General features: G+C 48.1%; 21 protein-coding genes. 11 read left to right on the top strand and 10 right to left on the bottom strand.

Annotated features, from left to right (window positions below; genetic code table 11):
- Positions 1–197: 197 nt before the first annotated feature.
- Together C7R73_RS10970 and C7R73_RS10965 are read left to right on the top strand one after the other, a co-directional pair.
- Positions 198–788 (top strand): hypothetical protein, encoded by a 591-nt coding sequence (locus tag C7R73_RS10970; protein WP_106450548.1) that lies wholly within the window; start codon positions 198–200, stop codon positions 786–788.
- A gap of 89 nt (positions 789–877) precedes the next feature.
- Positions 878–1,054, top strand: coding sequence for a hypothetical protein (locus tag C7R73_RS10965; RefSeq protein ID WP_414718270.1), 177 nt, complete (start codon positions 878–880; stop codon positions 1,052–1,054).
- 122 nt (positions 1,055–1,176) lie between these two features.
- Here the strand turns inward: C7R73_RS10965 and C7R73_RS10960 are convergent, their stop codons facing one another.
- Positions 1,177–1,755, bottom strand: coding sequence for a GNAT family N-acetyltransferase (locus C7R73_RS10960; RefSeq protein ID WP_106450546.1), 579 nt, complete (start codon positions 1,753–1,755; stop codon positions 1,177–1,179).
- Positions 1,756–1,893: 138 nt separating this feature from the next.
- Between C7R73_RS10960 and C7R73_RS10955 the strand changes: the two genes are divergently transcribed.
- Positions 1,894–2,469 (top strand): P-loop NTPase family protein, encoded by a 576-nt coding sequence (locus C7R73_RS10955; RefSeq protein WP_106450545.1) that lies wholly within the window; start codon positions 1,894–1,896, stop codon positions 2,467–2,469.
- A gap of 22 nt (positions 2,470–2,491) precedes the next feature.
- Here the strand turns inward: C7R73_RS10955 and C7R73_RS10950 are convergent, their stop codons facing one another.
- Positions 2,492–3,304: an AraC family transcriptional regulator gene (locus C7R73_RS10950; RefSeq protein ID WP_159072203.1), complete on the bottom strand. Its 813-nt coding sequence runs from the start codon at positions 3,302–3,304 to the stop codon at positions 2,492–2,494.
- Positions 3,305–4,318: 1,014 nt separating this feature from the next.
- On the opposite strand from C7R73_RS10950, the gene C7R73_RS10945 reads away from it, so the two are divergent.
- Positions 4,319–5,722 carry a hypothetical protein gene (locus tag C7R73_RS10945; protein WP_106450543.1) on the top strand — a complete coding sequence of 468 codons (1,404 nt, stop codon included), beginning with the start codon at positions 4,319–4,321 and terminating at the stop codon, positions 5,720–5,722.
- Between the two features lie 71 nt (positions 5,723–5,793).
- Here the strand turns inward: C7R73_RS10945 and C7R73_RS10940 are convergent, their stop codons facing one another.
- Positions 5,794–7,815: an ABC transporter ATP-binding protein/permease gene (locus tag C7R73_RS10940; protein WP_106450542.1), complete on the bottom strand. Its 2,022-nt coding sequence runs from the start codon at positions 7,813–7,815 to the stop codon at positions 5,794–5,796.
- Positions 7,816–7,920: 105 nt separating this feature from the next.
- Positions 7,921–8,577 (bottom strand): TetR/AcrR family transcriptional regulator, encoded by a 657-nt coding sequence (locus C7R73_RS10935; protein ID WP_106450541.1) that lies wholly within the window; start codon positions 8,575–8,577, stop codon positions 7,921–7,923.
- A 158-nt stretch (positions 8,578–8,735) separates the two neighbouring features.
- Between C7R73_RS10935 and C7R73_RS10930 the strand changes: the two genes are divergently transcribed.
- The 7 genes from C7R73_RS10930 to C7R73_RS10905 all read left to right on the top strand — a co-directional run bounded on the left by C7R73_RS10930 (position 8,736) and on the right by C7R73_RS10905 (position 16,302).
- Positions 8,736–9,719, top strand: coding sequence for a lactate/malate family dehydrogenase (locus C7R73_RS10930; RefSeq protein WP_106450540.1), 984 nt, complete (start codon positions 8,736–8,738; stop codon positions 9,717–9,719).
- 194 nt (positions 9,720–9,913) lie between these two features.
- Positions 9,914–10,843: an ABC transporter ATP-binding protein gene (locus C7R73_RS10925; protein WP_106450539.1), complete on the top strand. Its 930-nt coding sequence runs from the start codon at positions 9,914–9,916 to the stop codon at positions 10,841–10,843.
- A complete protein-coding gene (locus C7R73_RS10920; protein WP_239992628.1) occupies positions 10,840–11,670 on the top strand; it encodes an ABC transporter permease in 831 nt (276 codons plus the stop codon). Before C7R73_RS10925 ends, C7R73_RS10920 begins: the two co-directional genes overlap by 4 nt.
- A gap of 45 nt (positions 11,671–11,715) precedes the next feature.
- Complete coding sequence (locus C7R73_RS10915) at positions 11,716–13,524, top strand: DUF4153 domain-containing protein (RefSeq protein ID WP_106450538.1); 1,809 nt, start codon at positions 11,716–11,718, stop codon at positions 13,522–13,524.
- Positions 13,525–13,829: 305 nt separating this feature from the next.
- Complete coding sequence (locus C7R73_RS10910) at positions 13,830–15,050, top strand: MalY/PatB family protein (RefSeq protein WP_205076516.1); 1,221 nt, start codon at positions 13,830–13,832, stop codon at positions 15,048–15,050.
- Positions 15,051–15,100: 50 nt separating this feature from the next.
- The gene (locus C7R73_RS13895) at positions 15,101–15,229 is read left to right on the top strand and encodes a hypothetical protein (protein WP_256327902.1); all 129 of its coding nucleotides are present in this window, start codon (positions 15,101–15,103) and stop codon (positions 15,227–15,229) included.
- A gap of 182 nt (positions 15,230–15,411) precedes the next feature.
- On the top strand, positions 15,412–16,302 hold the full coding sequence (locus C7R73_RS10905) for a DMT family transporter (protein ID WP_205076515.1): 891 nt from the start codon (positions 15,412–15,414) through the stop codon (positions 16,300–16,302).
- 366 nt (positions 16,303–16,668) lie between these two features.
- Here C7R73_RS10905 and C7R73_RS10900 read toward each other — a convergent pair whose 3' ends face one another.
- From C7R73_RS10900 to C7R73_RS10875, 6 genes are all read right to left on the bottom strand, one after another.
- Positions 16,669–17,523 (bottom strand): MurR/RpiR family transcriptional regulator, encoded by an 855-nt coding sequence (locus tag C7R73_RS10900; protein WP_106450537.1) that lies wholly within the window; start codon positions 17,521–17,523, stop codon positions 16,669–16,671.
- 11 nt (positions 17,524–17,534) lie between these two features.
- Positions 17,535–18,458: an exonuclease domain-containing protein gene (locus C7R73_RS10895; protein ID WP_161525930.1), complete on the bottom strand. Its 924-nt coding sequence runs from the start codon at positions 18,456–18,458 to the stop codon at positions 17,535–17,537.
- A gap of 48 nt (positions 18,459–18,506) precedes the next feature.
- A complete protein-coding gene (locus C7R73_RS10890) occupies positions 18,507–18,797 on the bottom strand; it encodes a hypothetical protein (RefSeq protein ID WP_106450535.1) in 291 nt (96 codons plus the stop codon).
- Positions 18,798–18,907: 110 nt separating this feature from the next.
- Entirely contained in the window at positions 18,908–19,618 is a 711-nt protein-coding gene (locus C7R73_RS10885; protein WP_106450534.1) for a Crp/Fnr family transcriptional regulator, read from the bottom strand.
- A gap of 82 nt (positions 19,619–19,700) precedes the next feature.
- Positions 19,701–21,575 carry a heavy metal translocating P-type ATPase gene (locus C7R73_RS10880; RefSeq protein WP_106450533.1) on the bottom strand — a complete coding sequence of 625 codons (1,875 nt, stop codon included), beginning with the start codon at positions 21,573–21,575 and terminating at the stop codon, positions 19,701–19,703.
- Positions 21,576–21,901: 326 nt separating this feature from the next.
- Complete coding sequence (locus tag C7R73_RS10875; protein ID WP_106450532.1) at positions 21,902–23,296, bottom strand: L-cystine transporter; 1,395 nt, start codon at positions 23,294–23,296, stop codon at positions 21,902–21,904.
- Positions 23,297–23,835: the final 539 nt, after the last annotated feature.

Below are 23,835 nucleotides of genomic sequence, written 5' to 3'. Positions count from 1 at the left end.
GCTATGCTGTGCTTTATTTATAATATTTTTTTCATTTCGACAGTTAATAAAATTCTGTATAGATATCACACAAAGAAGGTATGACTAATATGAAACTTATAAATGAGAAGAACGCTTTGAATGAAGAAAATGAGGTTTAATGTGGATACGGTCAATCTTCTAATGGTATTGAAAAAATGATAGAATGGAGAATTAAGATGAAAAAGAGTCTAAAAGTTTTTAAATTTTCATTATTAACAGCACTAGTTTTGGGGACAGTTATTCCAGGAACGACAGCTAGTGCCTCAGAATCAAATAATGAAGATCAAACCCCTTTGTGGGTTATTGAGAATGAAACAAATCCAGCATACAATATTAAACAACCATTAATTGACACGCTCTCAGAAAATGTAGTTATAGAATATACAGATGAAGGAGCCATTGTAACTGTTTATGAAGATAATGGACATAATTCAAAATCAAACTCAATTAGCCTCGCAAGCACAGCTGTTTATAGTTGGGGGGCATGGGAGTACACAGGTATTGCCGTTTCAACAGGCGTACTAGCTGGAGCAGTTAATACAGCTCTGTACTCGGGAATAGGGGTTGTAGCGGCCACTGTAGGTCTGCCTGCTGCTGCAGTGGGTGGCTTGTTGACGGCTAGTAGTTGGACAAAACTAGGAGGTGCTCCAGGAGTAGCCGTTGCTAATAACTGGGATAAAAATGGAAATGGATGGGTAGGCTTTTATAAGAGCACTGGATACGATGGTGCTGGAAGAGCTGTAGCAACAAGATATAAAACTTTATAAATAGACAGATTTGAGGTTTAAACATCATGAATTTTTATAAGAAATTTTATCAGAAACATCCGTATCTTAATGTCCTAATAAGTCTAACTATGGCAAGTCTAGTAGGAATTGCTATAGAATATTTTATTAATAGAGATTTCATTGGTTCTGGATTCTATACAGCATCATTTTTAACGTTGCTTGAGTTGTTAAGAGTTAGACGTGAACGGAATAAACTTAAATCAAAAGCAAAATCTCAATACAATGTAGATGGAGAAAAAGATTAGAATGGAGAACAGACTAAAAAAGTTAGGGTTATTAGTGACGCTATGCTGTGCTTTATTTATAATATTTTTTTCATTATTTTTAAATAAATAGCGTGACTGCTTTACAGATGGTAGCTGATTTTTTATTTGATGTTTGTTCCGTAGAAGGCCCATTGCATATGATTATAGACATGCCCACTCAAAATCCGCTCGGAAACGGTCTTGAAGCCGACCTTTTCATAGAGTTTTTTTGCCTGCTGATTGTCCTTTTCGCAATTCAGGCCGATGACGGTTTCACCCGCGGCTGAGGCGAGTGTCGGCAGTGCCTGCAGCAATTGGAAGGCGACACCTTTTCCACGCGCTGCCGCTTTCGTCACGATGGAATCCAAATACCATTCGCCGGCAAACGTTTCGCTGTCGGGGAAAAGGCAGGGTGCCGTGATTTTCATTTCCTTAAACGCGGTCCGGAGTGCGGCATCGATGATGGGTTCAGAAGCTCCCTGATAGCCGAAGCAGCAACCGAGGATTTCTCCTGCTTCTTCGTAGACGAGACCATTCCGGAAGCTGAATCGGTAAACGTCCTCTTGCATGGCTCGGACCATCGCGGCTTTCAGGACATCCGGTTCTAGCAGATCGAGCAGCGGCAATTCCATATCAACGAAAATTTCGTGAATCAGGTCGTAGAGTTCCGGACAGTCCTCTTTTCGGGCTTTGCGCATCATCTTGCATCTTTCCTTCCGTTTTTTTTTAATTCCAGTATACCATTAGTTGCGGAGGCGCATCAGTTACTGTTCACTGCATTTCTGCTGTGGTAAACTGGTTGATAGAAGAAAATGTCTCGTTCGAATGGAGGGATCGGTTTGGCGAAGATGAAGGACAGCGGGAGTGGGAAGGCAATGAAGCGAATCGTCGTCATCGGATGCAGCGGATCGGGGAAATCCACCTTTTCTCGCAAGCTGCGGCAATTGACGGGCAATCCCTTGCATCATCTCGATAAACTATATTGGCTGCCCGATTGGGAATTGCGCGCTGATGCGGAACAGGACCGGATCCAAAAAGAACTTGTGCAAGCGGACAGCTGGATAATCGACGGCAATTATCAACGGAGTCTGCCGATCAGGTTGGAGCGCGCCGATACGATTATCTTTTTCGACTACCCAAGAAGGTTGTGCCTTTATCGCGCGTTGAAACGGGTCGTTTTGAACCGCAAGCGCACCCGTCCCGATATGGGGGAAGGCTGTCCGGAGCGCTTCGATTGGGAATTCATGAAATTCATCTGGAATTTCAACAAAAATAACCGCCCGGGCTTGGTCGCCTTATTGGATAAGGCGCCGGACGGCATCGAAATCCAGCATTTCCGCAGACCGCGCGAGGCGGCAGACTATTTGCGGGCATTGGGTGAACAAGTGGATATACAAAAAGAAGAAGCCGCATAAGCAGCGGCTTCTTCTTTTTGTGTTATTGGTTTCCTTGACGACGGTATTGCGAAGGCGTGCAGTTCGACAATTCCCGGAATGTTTTCGAGAAATGTGACGGTGACTGGAAGCCGACCAAGTGTGCAATATCGGCGATTGCGATATTGGTGTTGCGCAACATTTTTTGCGCTTCATCGATACGGATATGGATCAAGTAGTCGATCGGCGACATGCCGACTTCCTGCTTGAAGATACGAATCAAGTAGAATTTGTTGATGTGGACCAGATCCACCAAGTCATCCAACGTGATGTTCTTGTGGTAGTTCACTTTCATGTAATTCTTGACCGTTTGGATTTCTTTGTGGTTCTTTTTGTTCAGCGAGTTGCGGATCGAGAATTCTTCCAGACGCAACAAGTGGATCAGGATGATCTCGACGAAGCGTTTGCTGACCTCTTCGTAGCCTTGGTTGCGTGTGCTCATTTCATCCAGCAAAAGATTCAGGAAGGTTGCGGTTTCTTTTTCACCGTCGTTGTGGCGGTAATAAGAGAAATCGCTTTCTGCGTCCCCGATTTTTGAGAACTCTAGACCGTGGATACCGACTTCGATGATCTCTGCTGCTTTATCTCCTGTCAGGTCCCAATAGTACTCTACATTTGGATTCAATAAGATCAATTGATCTTTTGAAAGCTTTTCCGTCGTTTCTTTCATTATTAAAGAAACATCCCCAGATGTAACGTAGAAAAGTTTAACATAAGGGAATTTTTGGTAGTTTGTAGGTTGGGCGGCTGTGATTGTATTCTTTTCAGCGAGTACAATCTTCAAGGAGAGGTTTTTTATGTTGGACATGGTATACATATTTATCCTCCTAACGTAATCTATCTGATAGCAACGGTTCGACAATTTGAAAATTAATTGACTCAAATTCCATATCATCCGAACGAGCCAATAACAATAATAATATACTATTTTTTTTGTTTGTCTAGTACATTTTATAAAAATATCAAAATTTAATCCTTGTCACAAAAAGGCTTATTTGTAATATGTCTGTAATTAAATCTGACATGTACAAGAGAGAAGTTAGAAATAATAAACTTATTGCGGAAAGTATGTTGCCGTTAACGAAAGCAATTTATTGATGCGACAGAGGGGGCAAATATTTTTCCATTAAAGCGTACGGCTTGAGGGATCGGCTCCGCTTCTCCCAATCGCGGCCGATTGCAATAAAAGTTTCAGGATGAAGTGATCACTATCCATTTTTGGCGGGCAATTTAATGGCCGCTTCAACATGGATTTTCGTTTTCGGGATAACCGAAAAACCGTCGGAACATAATAGGCAGAAACGCTATTTTTGTTTATTAAAAATCGAACAAAAATCAATATTATAACAGTTGGTTACGATCGGGAGTTTATTTAAAGGCGTTTCCAGTGAAAGGTTAGTGCCTAATTCGGCAATATAGCTGATGTAAAAATATTTGTTTTTTGAATGCTGGGATTTCTGCTCATTAAAAAGTGAGGGGCGGGAGAGACCGGGAAGGGATACTTTTTTGGAAATGCTTATGGGTTGGGATTCCTCAGGCGCTGTAGTATATTTGTACCCTAATGCGATAAACGGTATTTCATGTATAGTATAGCACCATCTCGTGAAAACGTCATTAAATAACTGAACATTTTTATATCAACTGAACGGAATTTGTATAAATTTTTATAAATTCTATGTAGGATGTTTGTTTCAGTTTTCAGTTAATTGTACAATTTTCAGTATTTGGCAGCCGATTTTATCAGGCGCGTAGGCTTTCTTGCTTTGTTTTGTGAGCAATATGGTAAAATGGACTTAGAATTGTAAGGGATTACGGTCCGGAGGTGCAAGAGATGAAAGGCGATTACGACCTGTTTTTTGAGTATTATTACGCGATTCATGACTATGTACTGGCTGACAAAGTCGCGGTGACAGAGCACACGTTGCATGATTTCCTGCATACGCAACAATATTATCGATTATCCCACGAGGCGCAACGTTTCGCGAAGCGGTTTGCTGATGAGGACATCGCTGTGGATCGGCTCTTGCTGAACGAACAAGAAGCGCACGAATGGTACCTCTTCTATTACAAACAAAACTTTCCTGCGGGATATCCTTTCAATCATGCAAATCTGGAATTCATGGAAGGGGAATATGAGTTGAAGGACTTTTCGCCGATAATCGGTCCCCTCGGTCACCAGCCCTTGCATGCGGGTATCTTGCGGAAAAGAGTGAATGAAGATTACTTTATTTTCCCTTATTTCAGGAATCAAGCGAAGTTGTCGCACCTCATTCTCAGGCCTATTGTAAACAAATTAATGACAGAGAAAAAATATAATGTCAGGAAATCGATTGAACTCATTCAGTTGTTTGAAGCTGAGGCAATTGGGTCAGGTTGGAAACCTGACAGAATAAAAGCACAGATGGAAGAAGTGTTACGGCAACAGTTACACTTCCGCGTCAGTTATTCTGACATAAAAAAACTGTGGCTGCAGATGATTTTCATCAGCTTTCGTTACGAAAAGGATGAGATGAGCTATATTCAGTGGGAGCATCATGATTATGCAGATACGGTCCGGAAATTGGAAAATTTTGCGGCGGTTTTGGATGGTAATCCGGATATTCAGCTGACAGCCGAAGAAGGCGCACTGCTGAAATGGGTCCGTTTCGTCGTTTTTCGCTCCCGTGGAATGCATGACAAGGCGAAGGAAGAGGCGCACAAGCTGTTGGAACGCGAAGAATTGGTGGTGGGGGCAAGCAGGCAGCCTTTATACGCCAAGTTGGATATAGTGCCCGTCAACGACACTTACAAGGATTTGGTAGTCCGTAAACTTTCGATCGATTTTCGGGATATTTTGGTTTCCTATTTGTTGGACAGGTACATAACCGACCGGAAATATGAAGCGGCCTTTTTCTTGCTGCAGCAATCCGATCCTTATTTCAAGCAATTCATCCCTCGTTATTACCGCAGTGCAAACCGGAACAAGTGGATGGCGGGGGAAGGCGAAGTTTCCACCGAACAGCTTTTCCGGGAGCAGTTCCAACGGGTGCGTATTGTCCTCGGGGATCATTGGGTAGATGCGTTGCATAAAGAAATCGAGCAAGAAACGAAGGAAGGCGTTACCATGAAGAAGGACGCGTTTGATTGGTTGTTGCGATACCTGTACAATGTCATGAGCATCTTCCATGAAATGCAGGAGGATGAATTGGCCGAACAGATGAACGCCTTCTATGCACAGATCCGACTTGCGGAATAAATAAAAAGAAGCAGCCGAAAAAATCCGGTTGCTTCTTTTGGTTGCTCGTAGTTGAACTCTGAATCTTTATTTTAATCGTGTCTTAGGGCTTCTACTGGATCTAGGCGGGCTGCTTTTTGGGCAGGCATCAAGCCGGCGACCATGCTGATGATCACGCTGGTGACGATGCCGAATACTGCAAAGGCCGGTGTCATATTCAGGATGGCCGTGTCAAACAGATTCTCCACAACAATGTTTCCAACAACGGTGATGAGGTAGGCGATGCCTACGCCCAGAATTCCGCTGAACAGGCCGATCAGGAAGGACTCGGAAACGAAGATGCGGCGGATATCTTTCTTCCGGCCACCGATTGCTTTGATGACGCCGATTTCTTGCGTGCGTTCCACAACGCTGATGTAGAGCACCGTCAAAATCATGATGGCGGACACGAACAAGGAGATGCCGGCAACCCCAGAAAGGATGTAAGTGAAAATATCCAGCATCTGGGTGAACGTGGAAGCCAGGGCATCCGCTGATGAACCGCGGTAACCTAGAGCGGCTACTTCGTCTTTGATGGCTTGGGTATTATCAGGATCGTCGGATACCAAGTAGACAACATTGGGCTCCACTTCCATATTGTTCTCTGCGGTCAATGTTTCAAAGGAATCAGCCGACATGTATACAGACTCGAATGCGCCGATGGCTTGGCCGGCTGTGTAAATGCCGCTGATGATGTAATTTTTCTCCAAGGAATCACCGTCTATGGTTACGTCGAGGGTCACTTCTTTTCCGATTGCTTCTTCCGCAGTAGCGCCCATCTGGTTGGCGATGCCTTCTGTGATCAGGATTTCGCCTTCTTCAGGGAACGCTCCGTACAGGATGTTGGAATCGGTCATGCCAGAGGTCGTACCGAAAGTCATGAAGGAATATTTATTCTCCTCAAAGATGACATTGTCGCTGCCGATCGTAAGCGAAGTGTAGGCTTGATTGACTTCGGCAACATGCGGGATGTTCCGCAATTCCTCCAGATTCTCTTCTCCGAACGGATCGGATTGTGTCACTCCTGCTGGTGGACCCGAGGGCGCGGAACCTGCAGGGATCTCTGCGCCGGTGGGAGTCATGATCATCGTCGATGAATCGGTATTTTCGCTGGCATTGGTTTCGATGACGAGTGGCATCCGCACTTCACTGACGAGCGGATTGACATTGGCGTTCATCGTTTCGGTCAGGTAATCATTGACGCCTTCGCCAAGGGACAGCATCACGATGATGCTCATGATGCCGATACTGCCGCCGAGAGCAATCAGGATGTTCCGCGCCAACTTTTCCTTCATATTAAGAAGGGCTAAGCGGATTGCCGCAAAAAAAGTGAGATTTTTGCTCTTACTTTTCTGCTGCAGTTCAAACGCATTGTCGTGCAAGGCGATTTCGCCTTGACGGATATCGCCGATGATTTTTCCGTCATCGATCGTGACGACGCGCGTGGAGCGGGCCGCTACTTTCTCCGAGTGGGTGACCATGATGACAAGTTTGCCGGTTTTGGCGATGTCCTGGATGATGTCCAAAACCTGGTCAGTCGTCTGCGAGTCCAAGGCTCCGGTAGGTTCATCGGCAATGATGATATCCGGGTCGTTGACCAACGCGCGGGCGATGGCCACACGCTGCTTTTGCCCGCCGGATAACTGGCTGGGTTTCTTTTTGTATTGGTCATCAAGGCCGAGTTGCTTCAGGACTTCTCTCGCCCTTGCGACCCGCGTTTTTTTGTCGACGTTCGAAAGCGTCATCGCCAATGTGACGTTATCCAGCACGCTCAGGTGGGAAACAAGGTTGAAGCTCTGGAAGACGAAGCCGATCTTCTCTTTGTGATAATTCACGAAATCTTTTTCCTTGAACGTGCTCATTTTTTGGCCGTCAATGGTTATTTCGCCTGAGAATTGGCTGTCCAGACCGCCCAATAGGTTCATCAAGGTCGACTTCCCGCTGCCGGACTCCCCGACGATCGAGACCAATTCGCCCTTGTCCAGGGACAGGTTGACGTCCTTCAGTGCCTGAAAGTCTTCCGATCCGCTGATCGGGTAAAATTTATTCAGATTTTTTAGTTCGACAAAAGCCATAGTAATGGGATGCCTCCTTATTATTTTGAAAGAAATGACGATGAGTGAGTATTTACTCACCGTTCGATTAGTCAAGTATAGCGATTCGGGAACGGACTGTCAATACTATTGCTTGTCGGGTCTGAGGCCTTTGACGATCTGTTGGGTCAGATAAGCGATTTCGGCTTCTTTGTCGCGCTTTGTATCCGTGAAAAGGACGTAATGGGTCAGGTGATTGCCGAACAGGATACTCATGATGAATTGCCAAATGACGGGATTCGGCCAATCGATGATTTCATTTTTTTCTTTATAGCCGTCAAGTATCGCGTAAATGCCTTCTATCAAATCCTTGGGGATCATGGTGATGAATTCTTTGTACCGCTGTTTGTCGTACATCATTTCGCTGATAAAAATTTTGCCGGATTGGAAATGCTCTTCGGGCATCATAACATCCTTGCGCACGATGAATTCCACGAACCGCTCAAATGGCGCATTCTCCGCAGAATCGCGGAACTGCTGCACTTGGGCGAGCGCTTCCGTTGAGATGATATCGCGCAGAATCGGGAAAATCGTAGCGTAAAGCAAATTTTCCTTGGTCCCGAAGTGCTTGTATATGGTCCCTTCGGCAACGTTGGCCGCTTTTGCGATGTCCTTTGTACTGGTGTTGGAAAATCCTTTTGTCGAGAATAGCACCACGCAAGCATCCAGAATATCTTGCATTTTGGGCGACAGGCCTTCTTTGCTGCGAATTTTTTGTTTTAAAGCTTCCACAAACTTTTCCATTTAACGTATGCTCCTCTGTGTGATATTGCTTCCATAGTACTCGGACCTGCGGATTATTGCAAGCCGACACCATGACTGGCCCTCTTTCACGAAATACATGTGATAAATCGTCGAAAAGGTGCTAAGATGAAAGTATGATGAGAACTGGAGGGGAAAAGATGCACAAAAATAAATTGGTTGTGGTGGGTGTGGGTCACGTAGGTTCCTATGTGTTGGCGGACGCTATGAAATTGCGGTTATTTGCGGAAATCACGACGATCGATATTCTGAAGGATGTTGCCCATGGGGAAGCCTTGGATCAGGCGCATGCGACAGCATTGACCTATATGTCCAATGTCGATGTACACGCGGGGGATTACACCGATTGTGCGGATGCGGACGTCATCATCATCGCTGCCGGGCCGAGTGTCCTGAAGGATGATAACAATCCAAATGCCATTCCGGATCGCGCCTCCTTGACCTTGAAAAATGCGGCGGTCATCCGGGAAGTGATGGCGGGAATCACCAAATATACAAAAGAGGCCATCATCATTCTGATCACGAATCCATTGGACACGGTGACCTATATCGCGGCCAGCGAATTCGATTATCCGGAAGGACGGATCTTCGGGACCGGCACGATGCTGGACTCTGCCCGTCTGCGGAAAGTGATTTCGCAACAGTACGGTGTCGATCCTAAGAGCGTGACCGGCTACATGATGGGCGAGCACGGATTTACCGCCTTTCCGGTGGTGAGCCGACTGGCCATAAACGGCATCTGCTATGAGGAGTTCGCAACCCATTTCCCGGAAGTGGAAACGTTGGATCCCGAAGCGATCGGGGCGGCGGTTGTGAAGTCGGCCTATGACGTCCTGAACGGCAAGGGCTGGACGAATGCGGGGGTTGCGCAATCCGCCATCACCTTAGCGCAAGCCGTCCTGCTGGATGAAAAGAGCGTCCACCCCGTCTGCGCGATTTTGCGCGGACAGTACGGTCACGACGGCGATGTGGCTTTGAGCATGCCTTGCCTGATCGGCCGTAACGGCGTAGAAAAACAATTCGGGGTTGCTTTGAACGAGTGGGAAACCGCCAAACTCAATGCTTCCATCGACTATATCCAATTGGCGATGAAGGATGCGAAGACGGGTCCCTTCAAAGATTAAGAAGTAGGAGCATAGTGGAAAGCTATGCTCTTTTTTTGATTGCGGAATTTTTGGTGCGACGGCCTTAAAGGCATCGCAAAATTTGACAAAGGTGCTCATGGATATCCATAATTATGGTGTAGAGGGTTTATCTTGTCAGCGACAATCCTAGCGTTGGATACGCTTACCTTATTTTTGGGAAGGCAGGTGGAGTGATGGCAGCCATTATCGAGGTGAAGGGCTTTTCGAAATATTATGGGGATTATCTTGCGGTAGAGGATGTTTCTTTCAAGGTGGAAGAAGGCAGCAGCTTTGCTTTTCTGGGTCCGAACGGTGCAGGCAAGAGCACCACGATCAATGCCTTGTGTACGATGATCGATAAAACCTCGGGGGTGCTTTTGATTGATGGAGAAGATGTCTCTAAGCAACGGAAAAAAGTCCGCAAAGCGATAGGCATCGTTTTTCAGGAACCTACACTGGATCAACAGATGACTGTGCAAGAAAATCTGGTTGCTCACTGCATCCTTTATGGGGTGCCAAGGAATGAGATAGGGGAACGAATCGGAATATTGCTGGATCTCGTTGATTTGTTGGAATGGCGGAATAGTCTCGTCTCTACCCTTTCCGGCGGGATGAAGCGTCGGGTTGAGATTGTACGCGCGCTTGTCCATTATCCGAAAGTTCTTTTTTTGGACGAACCGACGACGGGCCTTGATCCGCAGACTCGAAATCGCATGTGGGAATATATCATGAAGCTGCAGAAGGAGAAAAATATAACGATTTTTTTGACGACCCATTATATTGAAGAAGCGGAAGTGTGTGATCGGATCGCTATCATGGACGACGGAAAAATCATCGTCAATGATACCCCGCAAGCTTTGAAAACTCGGTATACCAAAACGCGGGCCGTATTGAAGGTGAAGGATTCCCCAAAAGCTGAAATCTATTTATTGCAGCAGGAGTTCCGCTATGAAAAGAAAGGGGGATACTTGCACCTTGAGGTGGACGACATGGGAAAATTTATTGAAACAATCCATTCATTGAAGGAGGATGTTCTGGATTTGGAGGTTACGAAAGGGAGCCTGAATGACGTTTTTCTTGAAATTACAGGAAAAAAAATCCGTGAAGGCGGTGATGCGGGGTGAGAGCCGTCTGGACATTATGCTTGCGCAATCTGCGTAACTTCATGCGCAACCGGATCCGCTTGCTGGTTACTTTTCTTACGCCTTTTGCTTTCATTTATGTATTGTCCTCCCTTTTTCAAAGTCAGCTGCAAGAAAATTCCGTCAATCATGTCATTGCCGGTGTGACGATCGCCACCGTATTTCAAACATCATTGAACATCGCGGCGACTACGATTGAGGACATCGGTTCAGGGTACATGAAGGAAATACTGGTCAGCCCCATCAATCGCTTCCAAGTAGCATTCGGACAGTTGTTGGCAGGTGCCCTGATTGCGACGATGCAAGGCTTCAGCATTTTTGTGATCGGGATGTTCACCGGCTTGGGATTCGAAAGGCCGCACACAATCGTGTTGGTCTTCCTGTCCATGTTCTTGGTAGGGGTGGTCTATTCTGCGCTGGGACTTTGGGTTGCGACGATTGTGCGGGATGCGCAAACCTACCAAATCGTTGGCCAAGCGGTAGTTCTTCCGCTGGTTTTTTTATCTGGTGCATACGTTCCTGTGAGCCTTTTTCCGAAGCTTTTGGAATACCTGTCTTATGCGAATCCTATGACCTATACGACCATGTTTTTTCGAGCGATTGTTTTGGAAAACAATGGAACCGACGCCGAAATGGTAAAAAATGGATTAGCGTTGAATTTCAATGGGTTCATATTCAAGCCATGGATGAGTGGCCTTGCCGTATTCGGATGTGGCATTGTCTTCCTCACCATGGCAACAGTTACGTTCCAGCGGGCCGATTTTACGCATAAGCGAAAGAAAAGCAGGAAAGCAGAGAAGGTTGAATAAAATTCTTTTTCCTATCGACCATATTGTAAGTGAGGAGTGACAAAAATGAAATTCAAAGACGCGTTTTGGAAGGCCTACAAAGGAATGGGGCGTTCCATCAGTCGTTATCCACTGACCGTGCTATTTTTGATCGCAGTCGCAGTGTTGAACAGCTTCATGATCGAAAATCCACGCGAGGATTATGCCCGCTATCTGTTGACTTTTTTGGTGGGGGCTATGCTGAGCATCGTCGGCCAAATGGTTTATGAACGTTTCTATACGCAACTGAATACACGCTATCTGCTGATGGGCGGCGCGGTGCTGCTCACGATCGGTTATTTCTTCGCGGTCGGACCGCAGACGCAGTACAATATAGCCATAACTATAAAAACGGGTGTGGCGCTGTTCGCTCTTATGATTGCTTTTATTTGGATACCATCGATCAAAAGTGTGAAGGTGCCTTTCCACCGGAGTTTTTTGTCGGCTATGAAAGCTTTCTTTACGACAGTGCTCTTCACTGGAGTGCTGATCGGCGGAATCAGCGCCATTTTCTACGCCACTGATTACCTGCTCTTCAATATCGATTTCAAGATTCTCTCGCATCTGATGAATATAGTGTTTTCCTTGTTCGCGCCGATCTATTTCTTGTCGATGACGCCGCTCTATCCGGGCAAACGCGAAGAAATGATTCCGGATGAGGCATGGGCAAAGCGCGGGGAAACGCTCGATCGCCAATTTATGGTGCCGCGTTTCCTGGAAATCCTGATTTCCTACATCGTCATCCCATTGACGGCCATCTATACGTTGATCCTCGTGGTCTATGTCGTCAGGAACATCGGAGGGGAGTTCTGGACAACCAATCTTCTGGAGCCGCTGCTTGTTTCCTATGCAATCATCGTCATCATCGTTTATATCCTCGCCTGTAATCTCGAGAATAAATTTGCTGACCTTTTCCGCAAGATTTTTCCAAAGGTCTTGATTCCGATAGTCGTCTTTCAGACCATCGCCTCCTTCCTGAAAATACGGGAGATGGGCGTCACGCATGGCCGATATTATGTCATCCTGTTCGGCATCTTCGCGACGATCGCCGGTGTGATCTTCAGTTTCATGAAACCGAAGCATAATGGTTTGATTGCCATCGCCTTACTTGTGCTTTCGGCTATTTCCATCATTCCGCCGGTTGATGCCTTTACCGTCAGCAAGAACAACCAAATCGGCTTTTTGGAACAGAAACTGATTGAAAATGATATGTTGGTGAATAACGCAATCGTTCCGAAAAGTGATGTTTCCATCGGCGATAAGATCGTCATCACAAAGGTCGCTTCCTACATCGACAACATGGGCTACAATAAAGAGGTAGCCTACTTACCGAGCGATTTCAATGTCTACAGTGATTTCAGCGATACCTACGGATTTGACATGACTTATTCCGACACGGAGTATCCGCAAGGCGAAGGTGAATTCGTCTACCTGAATTGGGATGCCGAGCCCGTCCTTGGAATTGCAAACTTTGATGTTATGGTCCATCAGTACCTTTACTATTCTGAAGTCGAAACGAGCCCCGTCGAAACTACCGATTTTGAAGCGGATGGACAACAATACCAATTGGAAAAAAGGTTGGATGGCACGTATTATGTCTTGACTGTAAAGGATGCGGCAGGAGAGGAATTGATCGTTTATAATACCCGCGAAGTGTACGATGCCATTTTCGAGGAGGCTACGACTTCCGGCTTCGATAAAGGGAATCTGACGGTCGAGGATGCGACGATAACCACCGAAAATGACCGCATCAGAATGAATATTTTGGTCAATTCTTTGGAACGCACACCGGATTTCATAGGTGGAGATCTCTACCTCTTCATTGAATTCAAGTAAATTTTCCAGGAAAAATGCTTCTGAAGTCCCGGATGCGCAAATATAGCGTATCCGGGGCTTTTTTGTTTTTTTTCAGCGAAAGGCCATGTGAGGAATGGTGACGCGGAAGAAAGGTAATTGGATAGGGATTTAAGAAGGAGTTTTAATGGCGTGTGAGGTTTTATTACCTAGTTTGTTATGGGAAAGTAGACAATGGCCAAAAATCACCTTATAGTTAGTTTAATAATTGAATTGCATCCTGAAATGAGGTGCTGATCCGACTCTTGTGTGACTAAATCTTACACAAGTGGGAAGGGAGAGATAATATGGTGTATGGGATGGAGATTGAAGGAAACAAAAAAATATATGATTTCGAGTCGGTCCTCAGCAGAAAAAACAAAGGCTCCGTGAAATGGCAACAGATGTATCAATGGATGCCGGATGTAGCGGATGACGTGGTGCCTCTTACGGTAGCGGATATGGAATTCCGGACTGCGCCCGAAATCACCAAAGGCTTACAGGAATATTTGGAAGACAACATATTGGGCTACAGTGTACCTACGGAAGGCTATTATCAAGCGGTCATCGATTGGCAACGGCGCCGGCACAATTTTGAGGTTGAGAAGGAATGGATCTTGACCAGTCCTGGTGTCGTTTCAGCATTTTATGCGGCAGTCAGGGCGTATACCCAGCCGGGTGAGGGTGTCATCATCATGACGCCGGTTTATTATCCTTTCTTTGGAGCCATCGAAAATGCGGGACGGAAAGTCGTCAGGAATCCTCTCTTGAATCGCGCGGACGATTACACGATCGACTTCAAAGGGCTTGAGCATCTTTGCCGCAAGAAGGAGAACAAACTGATTATTTTCTGCAGCCCGCATAATCCGGTCGGAAGGGTCTGGACGGAAGAGGAGCTGGCGCGCTTGGCGGATATCGTGTTGCGCTATGACATGATCATCGTCGCGGATGAAATCCATCATGACCTGATCATGCCTGGATACGAACATAAGGTTTTCCAGACACTTTCCCACGCAGTGGCTGAAAGGACGATCACCTGCACTTCGCCCTCCAAAACATTCAATTTGGCTGGGCTGTGCACTTCCAACCTAATCATCCAAAATGAGGCTTTGCGGAAGAAAATGTCCGATGCGCTCGGAAGTGTCGCCTGCGGTATGGTCGGGACACTAGGGTTGGAAGGGTGCCGAATCGCCTACGATGAAGCCGAACAGTGGCTTGACCATCTGATTCCGGTAATCGACAGGAACCAACATCTGGTGCGTGACTTCTTCGCTGCAAATTTCCCCAAGATAACCGCACCCTTGGTTGAGGGGACGTATCTGCAATGGGTGAACTTCAATACGTTGGGATTGGAACCGGAAGAACTGGAACGGTTCATGCGCGAGGAAGCGCAGTTCTTTACCGATGAAGGTTATATTTTTGGAGATGGAGGCGAGGGCTACGAACGCATCAACTTGGCGGCGCCGACCAAAGTGATTGAAGACACGCTCAATCGTCTCGGGCAAGCATTGTACCGAATGCAACAGTAACCAGTAAACCAGTAAGATGTGCGTTTCATCATGAAGGAGGGAGCAATACCATGAAAAATTTTATTAGATGGGAATCCGTTGTCCGTTATTTCGCTGAAAAGAAACCTGAAAAGGCAAAGAAACCAAAAAAAGTAGAAGAAATCAGGGAGGCTTCCATCATCACTGCGGCAATCGACTAGTTTCGGACAAAGTCGCATGAGGAACGCATGAAGTAATGGTTTAGGGCAAATGATTCATTCAAAAATACGGAACGCGGGTGGCTGCGCGTTCCGTATTTTTTTGCGTCAGACCTGTCCCGGCAGGTAAACTCTGTGATATGATGGGTGTACTATTTTCATCAATTAAGGGAAGGTGTGGGGTTGTGTCGAAAGGAAAAGGGAAAGTGATGATGTCGATGCTGATATTCGGGACAATCAGCATCTTCGTTAAGAATATCGATCTGGCTTCCAATCAGGTCGCCTTCTTCAGGGGCGCTTTGGGGAGCCTGTTCCTCTGGGCGACCTTGTGGGTGCGCAAGGAAAGCATCCCTTTGGCGTTGGTCAGAAAAAATGCCAAATTTCTGTTGCTTTCGGGTTTTGCGGTCGGCATGAACTGGATTCTGCTGTTTGAAGCTTTCCGTTATACGACGGTATCGAATGCGACATTGAGCTATTATTTCCAGCCGATTTTCATGACGCTGTTGGCGCCGTTCGTCTTCAAGGAATCCTTGACCGCGAAGAAAATCGCTTGCGTCCTGCTGGCGATGCTGGGGATGTTCTTGATCATCGGCGTTAGCCCAAACGCGGGGACGTACAATCATCCGGTCGGGATCGGATTCGGGTTGGCTGCGGCGTTTTTCTATGCCGTAGCCATCATGTCCAACAAAAAAATCGCAGGCCTTGGCGGGATCCCCCTGACGGCTTTGACGCTCGTCATCGCAACAGGAATATTGACCCCGTATGTCGCGCTTACTTCCGGGTTTGGATTGGGACAATTGACGGGAGGCTCCATCGTCAGTCTGCTGGTTTTGGGGATCATCCACACAGGGATTGCCTATGTGCTGATGTTTGCAGGCGCCCAAGCGGTTGAGAGCCAGACATTCGCTGTGCTCAGCTATGTCGATCCGGTGACGGCAATCGTGGTTTCCGCGGTATTCCTGAAAGAAGACTTGTCGCCTGTGCAATTGGCGGGAGGCGTTCTGATCCTGGCTGCAGCCTTCCTGAATGAATTTCTTGGCAACAAAGAGAAACAAATAGCGGTCAGCGAAGATTAGAGAAAAAATGCGGAAACGAGGCTACCTCGTTTCCGCTTTTTGCCGTAAAAACACAAAAACCCGAACAAATTTGTCCGGGTTTCGTAGAGCAGAATGTCTCATTGCGTATGGCAGTACGCGGGTAAGACAATTTCTTCTCAAGAATGGAGTCGTTTTTCCGACGCTAACTGACTGAGCGATCTCACGCCGGGAGGATTTCCTTAAGAAATGAAGGTTCCTCTTTTATGGATGCATTCAGTATAAGCCATAATTAATTGTAAAAAAAGATGCCGAACCCGGAATGAAAGAAATCTCTCACAACTTGCATCCGTATAGTTTGAACACTGAGAGGATCCTTTCAGAAGGAGTTGCAGCCCTTATGGACCATCACAAAGAAATCCGGCTGATTTTTTTGTAGTAATCCATCTTCAGTGTGACATTGTGCTCGTAGTCGAGTTTGAAATAGCTGGTATAGAGGCAGTCCAACAAGAACAACAAAGAAAGCCTGGTCGAAAATGAGGAAATCTTATTGTAATGACTTTCGTTCGAGCTCATGTACAGATGGTGCGTGGCAGCACTCGCGAAAGAGATCTCTTCAGTGGATGTGATCAACAGGATGGGCGATCGGTTATTCTTCAGAATGTTCACGATTTCGGGAATGACCGTGCCTCTGCCGCCGTATGAAACAACGATGGAGAGATGCGAAGGATCACTGGCGGCTGCCGTCAAACGTTGATGATACTCCTCGATCGGGACATTGACGAATCTGCCGATTTCCTGCATCTGGAACTTGAAGTTTTCGGCGAAAAACAGATTCCCGGCAGAGGTGTATAGGTCGATAGTCGGAATCTTTTTCATCAAAGAAGCTGCCTGCCGCAGCTGCTCCAGATCCAGATTGTTGAGCGAGGACACCACGGTCTGCTCATAGAGTTCCTGCATCGTCCGCGTGATCTGGTATTGGGTTTCGTTGGGGTGGATCGGATAGTTGAAATCCAGGGTCGTCCGTTCCTTCAGATAGTCGCCTACCGAAGAAGATACCAGGATCTTCAGTTCGGAAAGGCCGGCCAGGTCCAGCTTTTTGCATAAACGGTAAATCGTTGCGTTCGAAATGAAGCTGGCTTCGCTGATTTCCGCGGAAGTCATCTTCACGAAAGCTTCGGGATTTTCTTTTATATAGGAAACCAAAATTTTCTCGTTTTCGGTCAGGCTCACTAAATTGTCCATTTTGCTGAAGATATTCATCTATTGTCACCTCATTTCTTCAAAAAAATGCGCAGGAAGTCCGATTCGGAAAGCAGGGTCAGATTGTGGCCGCTGCCTTGCAGTTCGCGGACGGATTGGATTTTGCGGCTCTCGCTTGGGGTACCGATTTTGCGCCAATCGCTGTCGGCGACGACCAGGTAAAGGGACTCGTAGCTCAGGTTGGCATCGAAATGGCCGCCGACATCGACGACGAGCTGCGCCAAATCGCTGCGCTTCAGTTTTTGGAAACGGCCGGTAAAGCAGACGTGCTTGTCGTAAAAGACGTGATCCTTGTCGAACAGCAGGCTCTTCGGCTTCAGCGGTGCGGCTGTTTTCCCCCGTTTGGCGGGGGTGCTTCTGCCGCCTTTCGCCACTCCGAAAGCATGCGAGAACAATTTCCCCATCCGGTATTGGTATTCGTCCAGAAATCCCTGAATGTCGTAGTCGTATTGCGCCAGCATTTTGCTGGTGATCAACCCGCAGGCGACCGCATCCTCCACGGCGTTATGGTGGTTATCGATCGTCATGCCGAAGTAGTCCAAGACTGTCGGCAGCCGGTTATTGTGCAGGTCCAGCATGCGCTGAGCCATCTTGCAGGAACAGAAAAATTCGTTCTGCATCTTCGGCAGTTTGTAGGTTTCGATCGTTTGCTGCAGGCAGCTCATGTCGAATTGGGCAAAGTGGGCCACCAGCGGATCTTCCCCGATAAAAGAACGGATGTCAGGATAAAGTTCGTCGAAGGAAGGTTCCCTGGCGACCATGGCCTCGGTGATGCCGTGGATCTGGATATTCCCGCGGCTGAAATACTGGCGCGGATTGATGAGCGCATAGTAGCGGTCGATTTCCTTCCCGTCGGAAAAGCGGCTCAAGCCGATGGAACAGACGCTGTCACCACGGCTGTTTGCAGTTTCAAAGTCAATGGCGACGTAATCCATGTGCATACATACTCCTTTTGGTTATTTAGTGAAAAATGAATAGATGGCCTATTGCTGCTGCAAGGCCATGATCTGTTGGTAATAAGGAATCATGCTGCCCAAAGCCGCGCCGATGATGAAGAACAACAGCATGCGGATCAACTGATAGGCCCAGCTTGCTGTATAGTCCCGTGACGGGTTTTTATTGGAACGTCGGAAGAGGAAGAACATGCCGATCCCCGCAATCCAGCCGATGCCTGATAAGAGTGCTTGGGAAGTCGCCGGATTCAGGTAGCCGACCACGAAGCCGACAACCGTTGCAAAGGCCAACAAAAGCCCCTGCTTCATTTTTTCTGTCATCAAAATTTCCCCCTTTTTCGTAAACCCATTCTACCACAAAGTCCCTCTTCGTAATACGGTTGTGATCCGACAAAAAAGCCTTTCCGATTATGCGGAAAGGCGGGAGTGTTTCATAAAAATAGCAGGCCATCGAGATCGAGGATGACGATTTCGCGGTGGCTCAATTGCTTGATAAGATGCTGGTCCTCCAACGAACCCATCTTGCGGCTGATCGTTTCCGGAGTCGTTCCGAGGTAGGAAGCCAGATCCTTCTTCGACATCGGCAAAGTTATGGTGTCGCCGTCCTTCGTGGCCAGTTCGGCAAGATACAGGGCCAAACGGGCTTCGACTTTTTCGGTCGCCACGTAGGTCGTTTGCCTTTCCGACTTTTCCAGACGGTTGGAGAATTCCTGCAGCAATTTCAGGGAGATGGCCGGGTATTTCAATAAAAAGTGCTGCAGATCGCTCCTTTTCATCCGGCAGACTTGGGTCTCCTTCACCGCTTCGGCATAGGCTTCGTGCTTCGATTCGCTGAAGAGGGCCAACTCTCCTGTGAAATCGCCCGGATATAGGAAACGGACCAGCTGTTCCTTCCCGGATTCGGCCAGCCGGTAGATGCGGATCAGGCCGGAATGGAGGATGTAGAGCGTATCCGACGCTTCGCCGGGGCGGTAGAGCAGTTCGCCTTTTTTGTAGGTCGCCGGATGGGTGACGGACATGATTTCGTCCATCTGATCCGGCTCCAGGTGATTGAAGATCGGCACAAGCGAAATGCAGGAACGATGTGCATTGCAGGTGCAGTCTCCGCTGCAAGTGTGCGCCGGTTTATGGGTATTGTTCATAGGGTGGATTCTCCTTTTCGGAACGGGTCATGCAGTCTTGGTTGCTTAAATTGTACCGCAACCCGGCGGCTGCATGCGAATTTCATCTTGGGGCGGCATTAATTTTCCGGCCGAAACCGATCAGACGCATGGCGTTCAGGATGACGGCTAGGATGCTGGCTTCGTGAATGAACATGCCGCTGGCGAGATGGACGGATCCCATCAGCACGCCTGCCAAAAGGAATATGACGACCGCGACCGCAATGGCGATATTTTGTTTCATATTCCGCATGGTCGCCTTTGACAGCGAATAAGCGTGGGAAAACTGCATCAGCTTGTCTGCCATCAGCACGACATCGGCCGTCTCCATCGAGATGTCGGTCCCGCCTTCGCCCATGGCCAAGCCGATGTCGGCTGTCGCGATGGCAGGCGCATCGTTGATGCCGTCGCCGGCCATCGCCACGACGGCGCCATTCGCCTGCAGTTGTTTGACGAAATGCACTTTGTCCTCCGGCAACAGCTCGGCATGGAAGGCATCCAGTCCCAATTGTTCGGCGACCGCTTGGGCGGTATGGCGGTTGTCCCCCGTCAGCATGATGATCTGTTTGATGCCGTTGCGGCGCATCTCGGCCAAAGCCTGCGGTGCGTCCTCGCGGATCTGATCGGCAATGGAGAAGAGCCCGGCAAGCGTGCCGTCAATGGCCACGAAAACGACTGTATTGCCGGTTTTTTCGCGTGCAATCGCATAGCTTTCTGCGGCTTCATTTATCGAGATTCCGGACTGTGCCATCAGTTTGCGGTTTCCGGCGAAGAGAAGGTGACCTTCAACTGTCGCTCTCAATCCGTGGCCTTTGATGACTTCCACATCTTTCGGCGCAACAGATGCTTCCAGCCCTTGTTGGTGTGCGTATTTCACGATTGTCTGCCCGAGGTGGTGTTCGGAAATGCGCTCCGCCGAAGCCGTCAGCTGCAGCAGTTCCCTGCGGTCGATGTTGCCGATGATATGGATGTCGGTCACTTCCGGTTTGCCTTTCGTCAAGGTGCCGGTCTTGTCGAAAACGAGCGTATCGACTTTAGAAAAGCGATCCATGACCTCGCCGCCTTTCACCAGCACGCCGTATTTGGCGCCGTTACCGATGCCGGCTACGTTTGAAACCGGTGCACCGATCACGAGGGCGCCAGGGCAGGCGATCACAAGGAAAGTGATGGCAAGATGCAGGTCACGCGTCCAAACGTAAACGATGACGGAGAGCACCACGATGGCAGGCGTGTAGAAGTTGGCGAAGGCATCGAGGAAACGTTCGGCCTTGGATTTGGATTCCTGCGCCTCTTCGACCAATTCGATGATTTTTGCGAAAGTTGTGTCATCGCCGACCTTTTCCGCGATCATTTCGATGAAGCCGTCGTCCACCAATGTCCCCGAAAAGACTTTGTCATCCAAGGATTTATTGGCCGGAATCGCTTCTCCCGTCACAGCGGCTTCGTTGATGGCCGCCTGACCATTCACGATGATGCCGTCGACAGGGATTTTGCCGCCCGGTTTGATGAACAGCCGATCACCGACAGCAACTTCCTCGACGGGCACGACGACTTGGTCAGTGCCATGCATTACTATGGCTTCTTGGGGTGCCATGTCTATCAAGGACCGCAGAGAAGACCGGGTCTTTTCCAAGGTGCGTGCTTCCAGGAAATCACCGAACAGGAACAGAAAAGTCACAACGGAAGACTCCGTATATTCGCGGATGAACAGCGCACCGATGACGGCAATCGTCACCAGCAATTCGATGCTGAAAGCCTTCATCCGCAGCGCCAGGTAGGCTTTGTACATGATCGGCACCACCGCGATTAGCGTCGCGAGGATGAGCGCGTATTCAGCAGCAGCGGCATATCCCAGTGTTTTCAGGATGAAGCCGAGCGCAATCAGGATTCCTGAGAGTGCGGTGATGCGATTTTTGTATTTGTTGATCCATTTGATCATTTGGATGACCTCCTCTTGTATTTCCTATAGCCTAATCATACGTCATCAGGCAGGAAAGCGACTTGATTATGGTCAAGCTTTAGTCACTCAGCTCCGGCGAACGGAGGCTACGCCGGAGTACGGCCCGCATTTAAGACTTGTGCTCCGACGAGAACCTGCTCGCAGGAGAAGAGGCCGCAAGTTACCGTCGTTCTCCTATGTGGGAAGCCTCGCCGGAGGAACGCATCGATTCCGTGGCTCAATGGTATCCGAACACAAAAAAGCTGCCTGCAAATTGCAGACAGCTGAGTTCTTCGGTAGGGCCGAATATTATATAGAAGAAAAGACTAGATAGCATCCCCATCAACAACAGCAGCATTGTCGTTCAGGATGGAGGAGTCGAATTCCCCGATGTTGCGGGAAGAAACGACGCCCGCCAACATGCTGTCGTTCACGTTCGTTAAGGTACGCATCATGTCGATGACCGGTTCAACCGAGATGACCAATCCGGCGATTGTGACAGGCAAGTTCAGCGCGCCCAATACGATCAACGCTGCGAAAGTCGCACCGCCGCCGACACCGGCAACCCCGAAGGAACTGATTGTCACGACCAGGATGAGCGTCAGTACGAAACCGATGCTGGTGACGTCAATGCCCAGAGTTGGAGCCACAATGGTCGCCAACATGGCAGGGTAGACGCCCGCGCAACCATTCTGACCGATGGAGAGGCCGAAACTGGCGGCGAAGTTGGCGGAGGCATCATCGACGCCCAACGCTTTCGTTTGTGTTTCAACGTTCAATGGCAGTGCGCCGGCGCTGGAACGGGCAGTGAAGGCGAAGCTCAATACCGGGAAAGCTTTCTTGAAATAGGTGATTGGGTTGACGCCGACAGCTGCCAGAATCAAACTGTGCACCAGCAAGACAACAAGCAAGGCGGCATAGGAAGCGATCACGAACAGGCCCAAGTTGACGATGGCTTGGTAGCTGGATGTCGCCATCATTTTAGTCATCAAGGCCAAGATTCCGTAAGGAGTCAGGCGCAGGACCAAGGTAACGATGCGCATAACGATCGATTGGATGACTTGCAGGCCTTTATTGAACAAAGCGGCATTTTCGGGTTGTTTTTTCTTGATGCCCATATAGGCGATCCCGACAAAAGCGGAGAAGACCACGACGGCGATCGTACTTGTGCTGCGCAGACCGGCCAGATCCTGGAAGATGTTGGTCGGGATGAAGCTGAGCACTTGGCCAGGGATCGTCAAGTCAGCGACTTGGGTCTGTTGGGTAGTCAAGGCTTCAATCCTGGCAGTTTCAGCGGAACCTTGCGTGAATTGTGCGCCGTCAAGATTAAAGAGGATGACGGATGCCCATCCGATAAGGGCAGCGATGGCGGTTGTACCCAGCAAAGTGCCGAGTACGGATCCACTGATTTTGCCCAGATTTTTGGTTTCTTCAATGCGAGTAAAAGCGCCCACGATCGATACGAAAATCAATGGGATGATCAGCATCTGCAGGAAGCGGACATAACCGTTACCGACGATGTTGATCCAATCGATGGCAGTCAGGGTGATTGCGCTGTCCGATGCGAATAGCAGCTGGATGGCGGCCCCGAAGATAACCCCCAAAGCTAACGCGATGAAAACGCGTTTGGAGAACTTGACATGTTTGGCGCCCAAACGATAAAGTGCGAAAAGCAATGCCGCAAATACGGCTAAAATAATGACAATGGAAATGATGTCCATTTGAATTCCTCCTTTTATTTATCTATCCCGAGAACGTAAAAAAGCCCTCGTCCCTATACTCCAAATGCTTGGAATACAGGGACGAAAGCTCTTCGTGATCCACCCTTATTCGCACGACCCTCGCGGATTGTGCCTTATGAAGTACGCAAAATCAGCCATACTTCAGTACGTTATCGGGTACAAACCGAAATGACACTAACGCATCATTTTGCTCCGAGACGCATTTTCGCTTTCCTGACCATGCCTCTTCTCACCGACTGAGGCTCTCTTTGATGACCGTGAAAGGTACTTCTTCTCTTCAACGCACAACATATTTTCATTTGTGTTTTCATGATAACATGCTTATTTTTCGAAAGCAACTGATATCCCTCGATTCAGGAATAAGTGGATTGGCGATTGATGTGGTGGGCGCGGAAAAGATGAATAATTTTCCGGAATCTATTTTTTAGGACATCGTCGCCAACAAAAAGCAGGGGCCACCTCTAAATTGGTATGCCACCCGTCAATAGGACAGTAAAATATTTAAACAGTTTTACAGA

It is taken from the genome of Trichococcus alkaliphilus (genome assembly GCF_003008695.1).
In the GTDB taxonomy this organism is placed as follows: domain Bacteria; phylum Bacillota; class Bacilli; order Lactobacillales; family Aerococcaceae; genus Trichococcus; species Trichococcus alkaliphilus.
The sequence above is the reverse complement of the archived record's forward strand: the minus strand, read 5'-3'. Positions and strand labels throughout refer to the sequence as shown.

What these genes read in the sequence shown, in the direction of transcription:
- C7R73_RS10910 (WP_205076516.1), top strand. Translation starts at nt 13,830, where the DNA reads ATGGTGTATGGGATGGAGATTGAAGGAAACAAAAAAATATATGATTTC.
- C7R73_RS10960 (WP_106450546.1), bottom strand. Translation starts at nt 1,755, where the DNA reads ATGATGCGCAAAGCCCGAAAAGAGGACTGTCCGGAACTCTACGACCTG.
- C7R73_RS10935 (WP_106450541.1), bottom strand. Translation starts at nt 8,577, where the DNA reads ATGGAAAAGTTTGTGGAAGCTTTAAAACAAAAAATTCGCAGCAAAGAA.
- C7R73_RS10970 (WP_106450548.1), top strand. Translation starts at nt 198, where the DNA reads ATGAAAAAGAGTCTAAAAGTTTTTAAATTTTCATTATTAACAGCACTA.
- C7R73_RS10875 (WP_106450532.1), bottom strand. Translation starts at nt 23,296, where the DNA reads ATGGACATCATTTCCATTGTCATTATTTTAGCCGTATTTGCGGCATTG.
- C7R73_RS10945 (WP_106450543.1), top strand. Translation starts at nt 4,319, where the DNA reads ATGAAAGGCGATTACGACCTGTTTTTTGAGTATTATTACGCGATTCAT.
- C7R73_RS13895 (WP_256327902.1), top strand. Translation starts at nt 15,101, where the DNA reads ATGAAAAATTTTATTAGATGGGAATCCGTTGTCCGTTATTTCGCTGAA.
- C7R73_RS10900 (WP_106450537.1), bottom strand. Translation starts at nt 17,523, where the DNA reads ATGAATATCTTCAGCAAAATGGACAATTTAGTGAGCCTGACCGAAAAC.
- C7R73_RS10885 (WP_106450534.1), bottom strand. Translation starts at nt 19,618, where the DNA reads ATGAACAATACCCATAAACCGGCGCACACTTGCAGCGGAGACTGCACC.
- C7R73_RS10890 (WP_106450535.1), bottom strand. Translation starts at nt 18,797, where the DNA reads ATGACAGAAAAAATGAAGCAGGGGCTTTTGTTGGCCTTTGCAACGGTT.
- C7R73_RS10965 (WP_414718270.1), top strand. Translation starts at nt 878, where the DNA reads ATGGCAAGTCTAGTAGGAATTGCTATAGAATATTTTATTAATAGAGAT.
- C7R73_RS10925 (WP_106450539.1), top strand. Translation starts at nt 9,914, where the DNA reads ATGGCAGCCATTATCGAGGTGAAGGGCTTTTCGAAATATTATGGGGAT.
- C7R73_RS10915 (WP_106450538.1), top strand. Translation starts at nt 11,716, where the DNA reads ATGAAATTCAAAGACGCGTTTTGGAAGGCCTACAAAGGAATGGGGCGT.
- C7R73_RS10880 (WP_106450533.1), bottom strand. Translation starts at nt 21,575, where the DNA reads ATGATCAAATGGATCAACAAATACAAAAATCGCATCACCGCACTCTCA.
- C7R73_RS10940 (WP_106450542.1), bottom strand. Translation starts at nt 7,815, where the DNA reads ATGGCTTTTGTCGAACTAAAAAATCTGAATAAATTTTACCCGATCAGC.
- C7R73_RS10895 (WP_161525930.1), bottom strand. Translation starts at nt 18,458, where the DNA reads ATGGATTACGTCGCCATTGACTTTGAAACTGCAAACAGCCGTGGTGAC.
- C7R73_RS10930 (WP_106450540.1), top strand. Translation starts at nt 8,736, where the DNA reads ATGCACAAAAATAAATTGGTTGTGGTGGGTGTGGGTCACGTAGGTTCC.
- C7R73_RS10950 (WP_159072203.1), bottom strand. Translation starts at nt 3,304, where the DNA reads ATGTATACCATGTCCAACATAAAAAACCTCTCCTTGAAGATTGTACTC.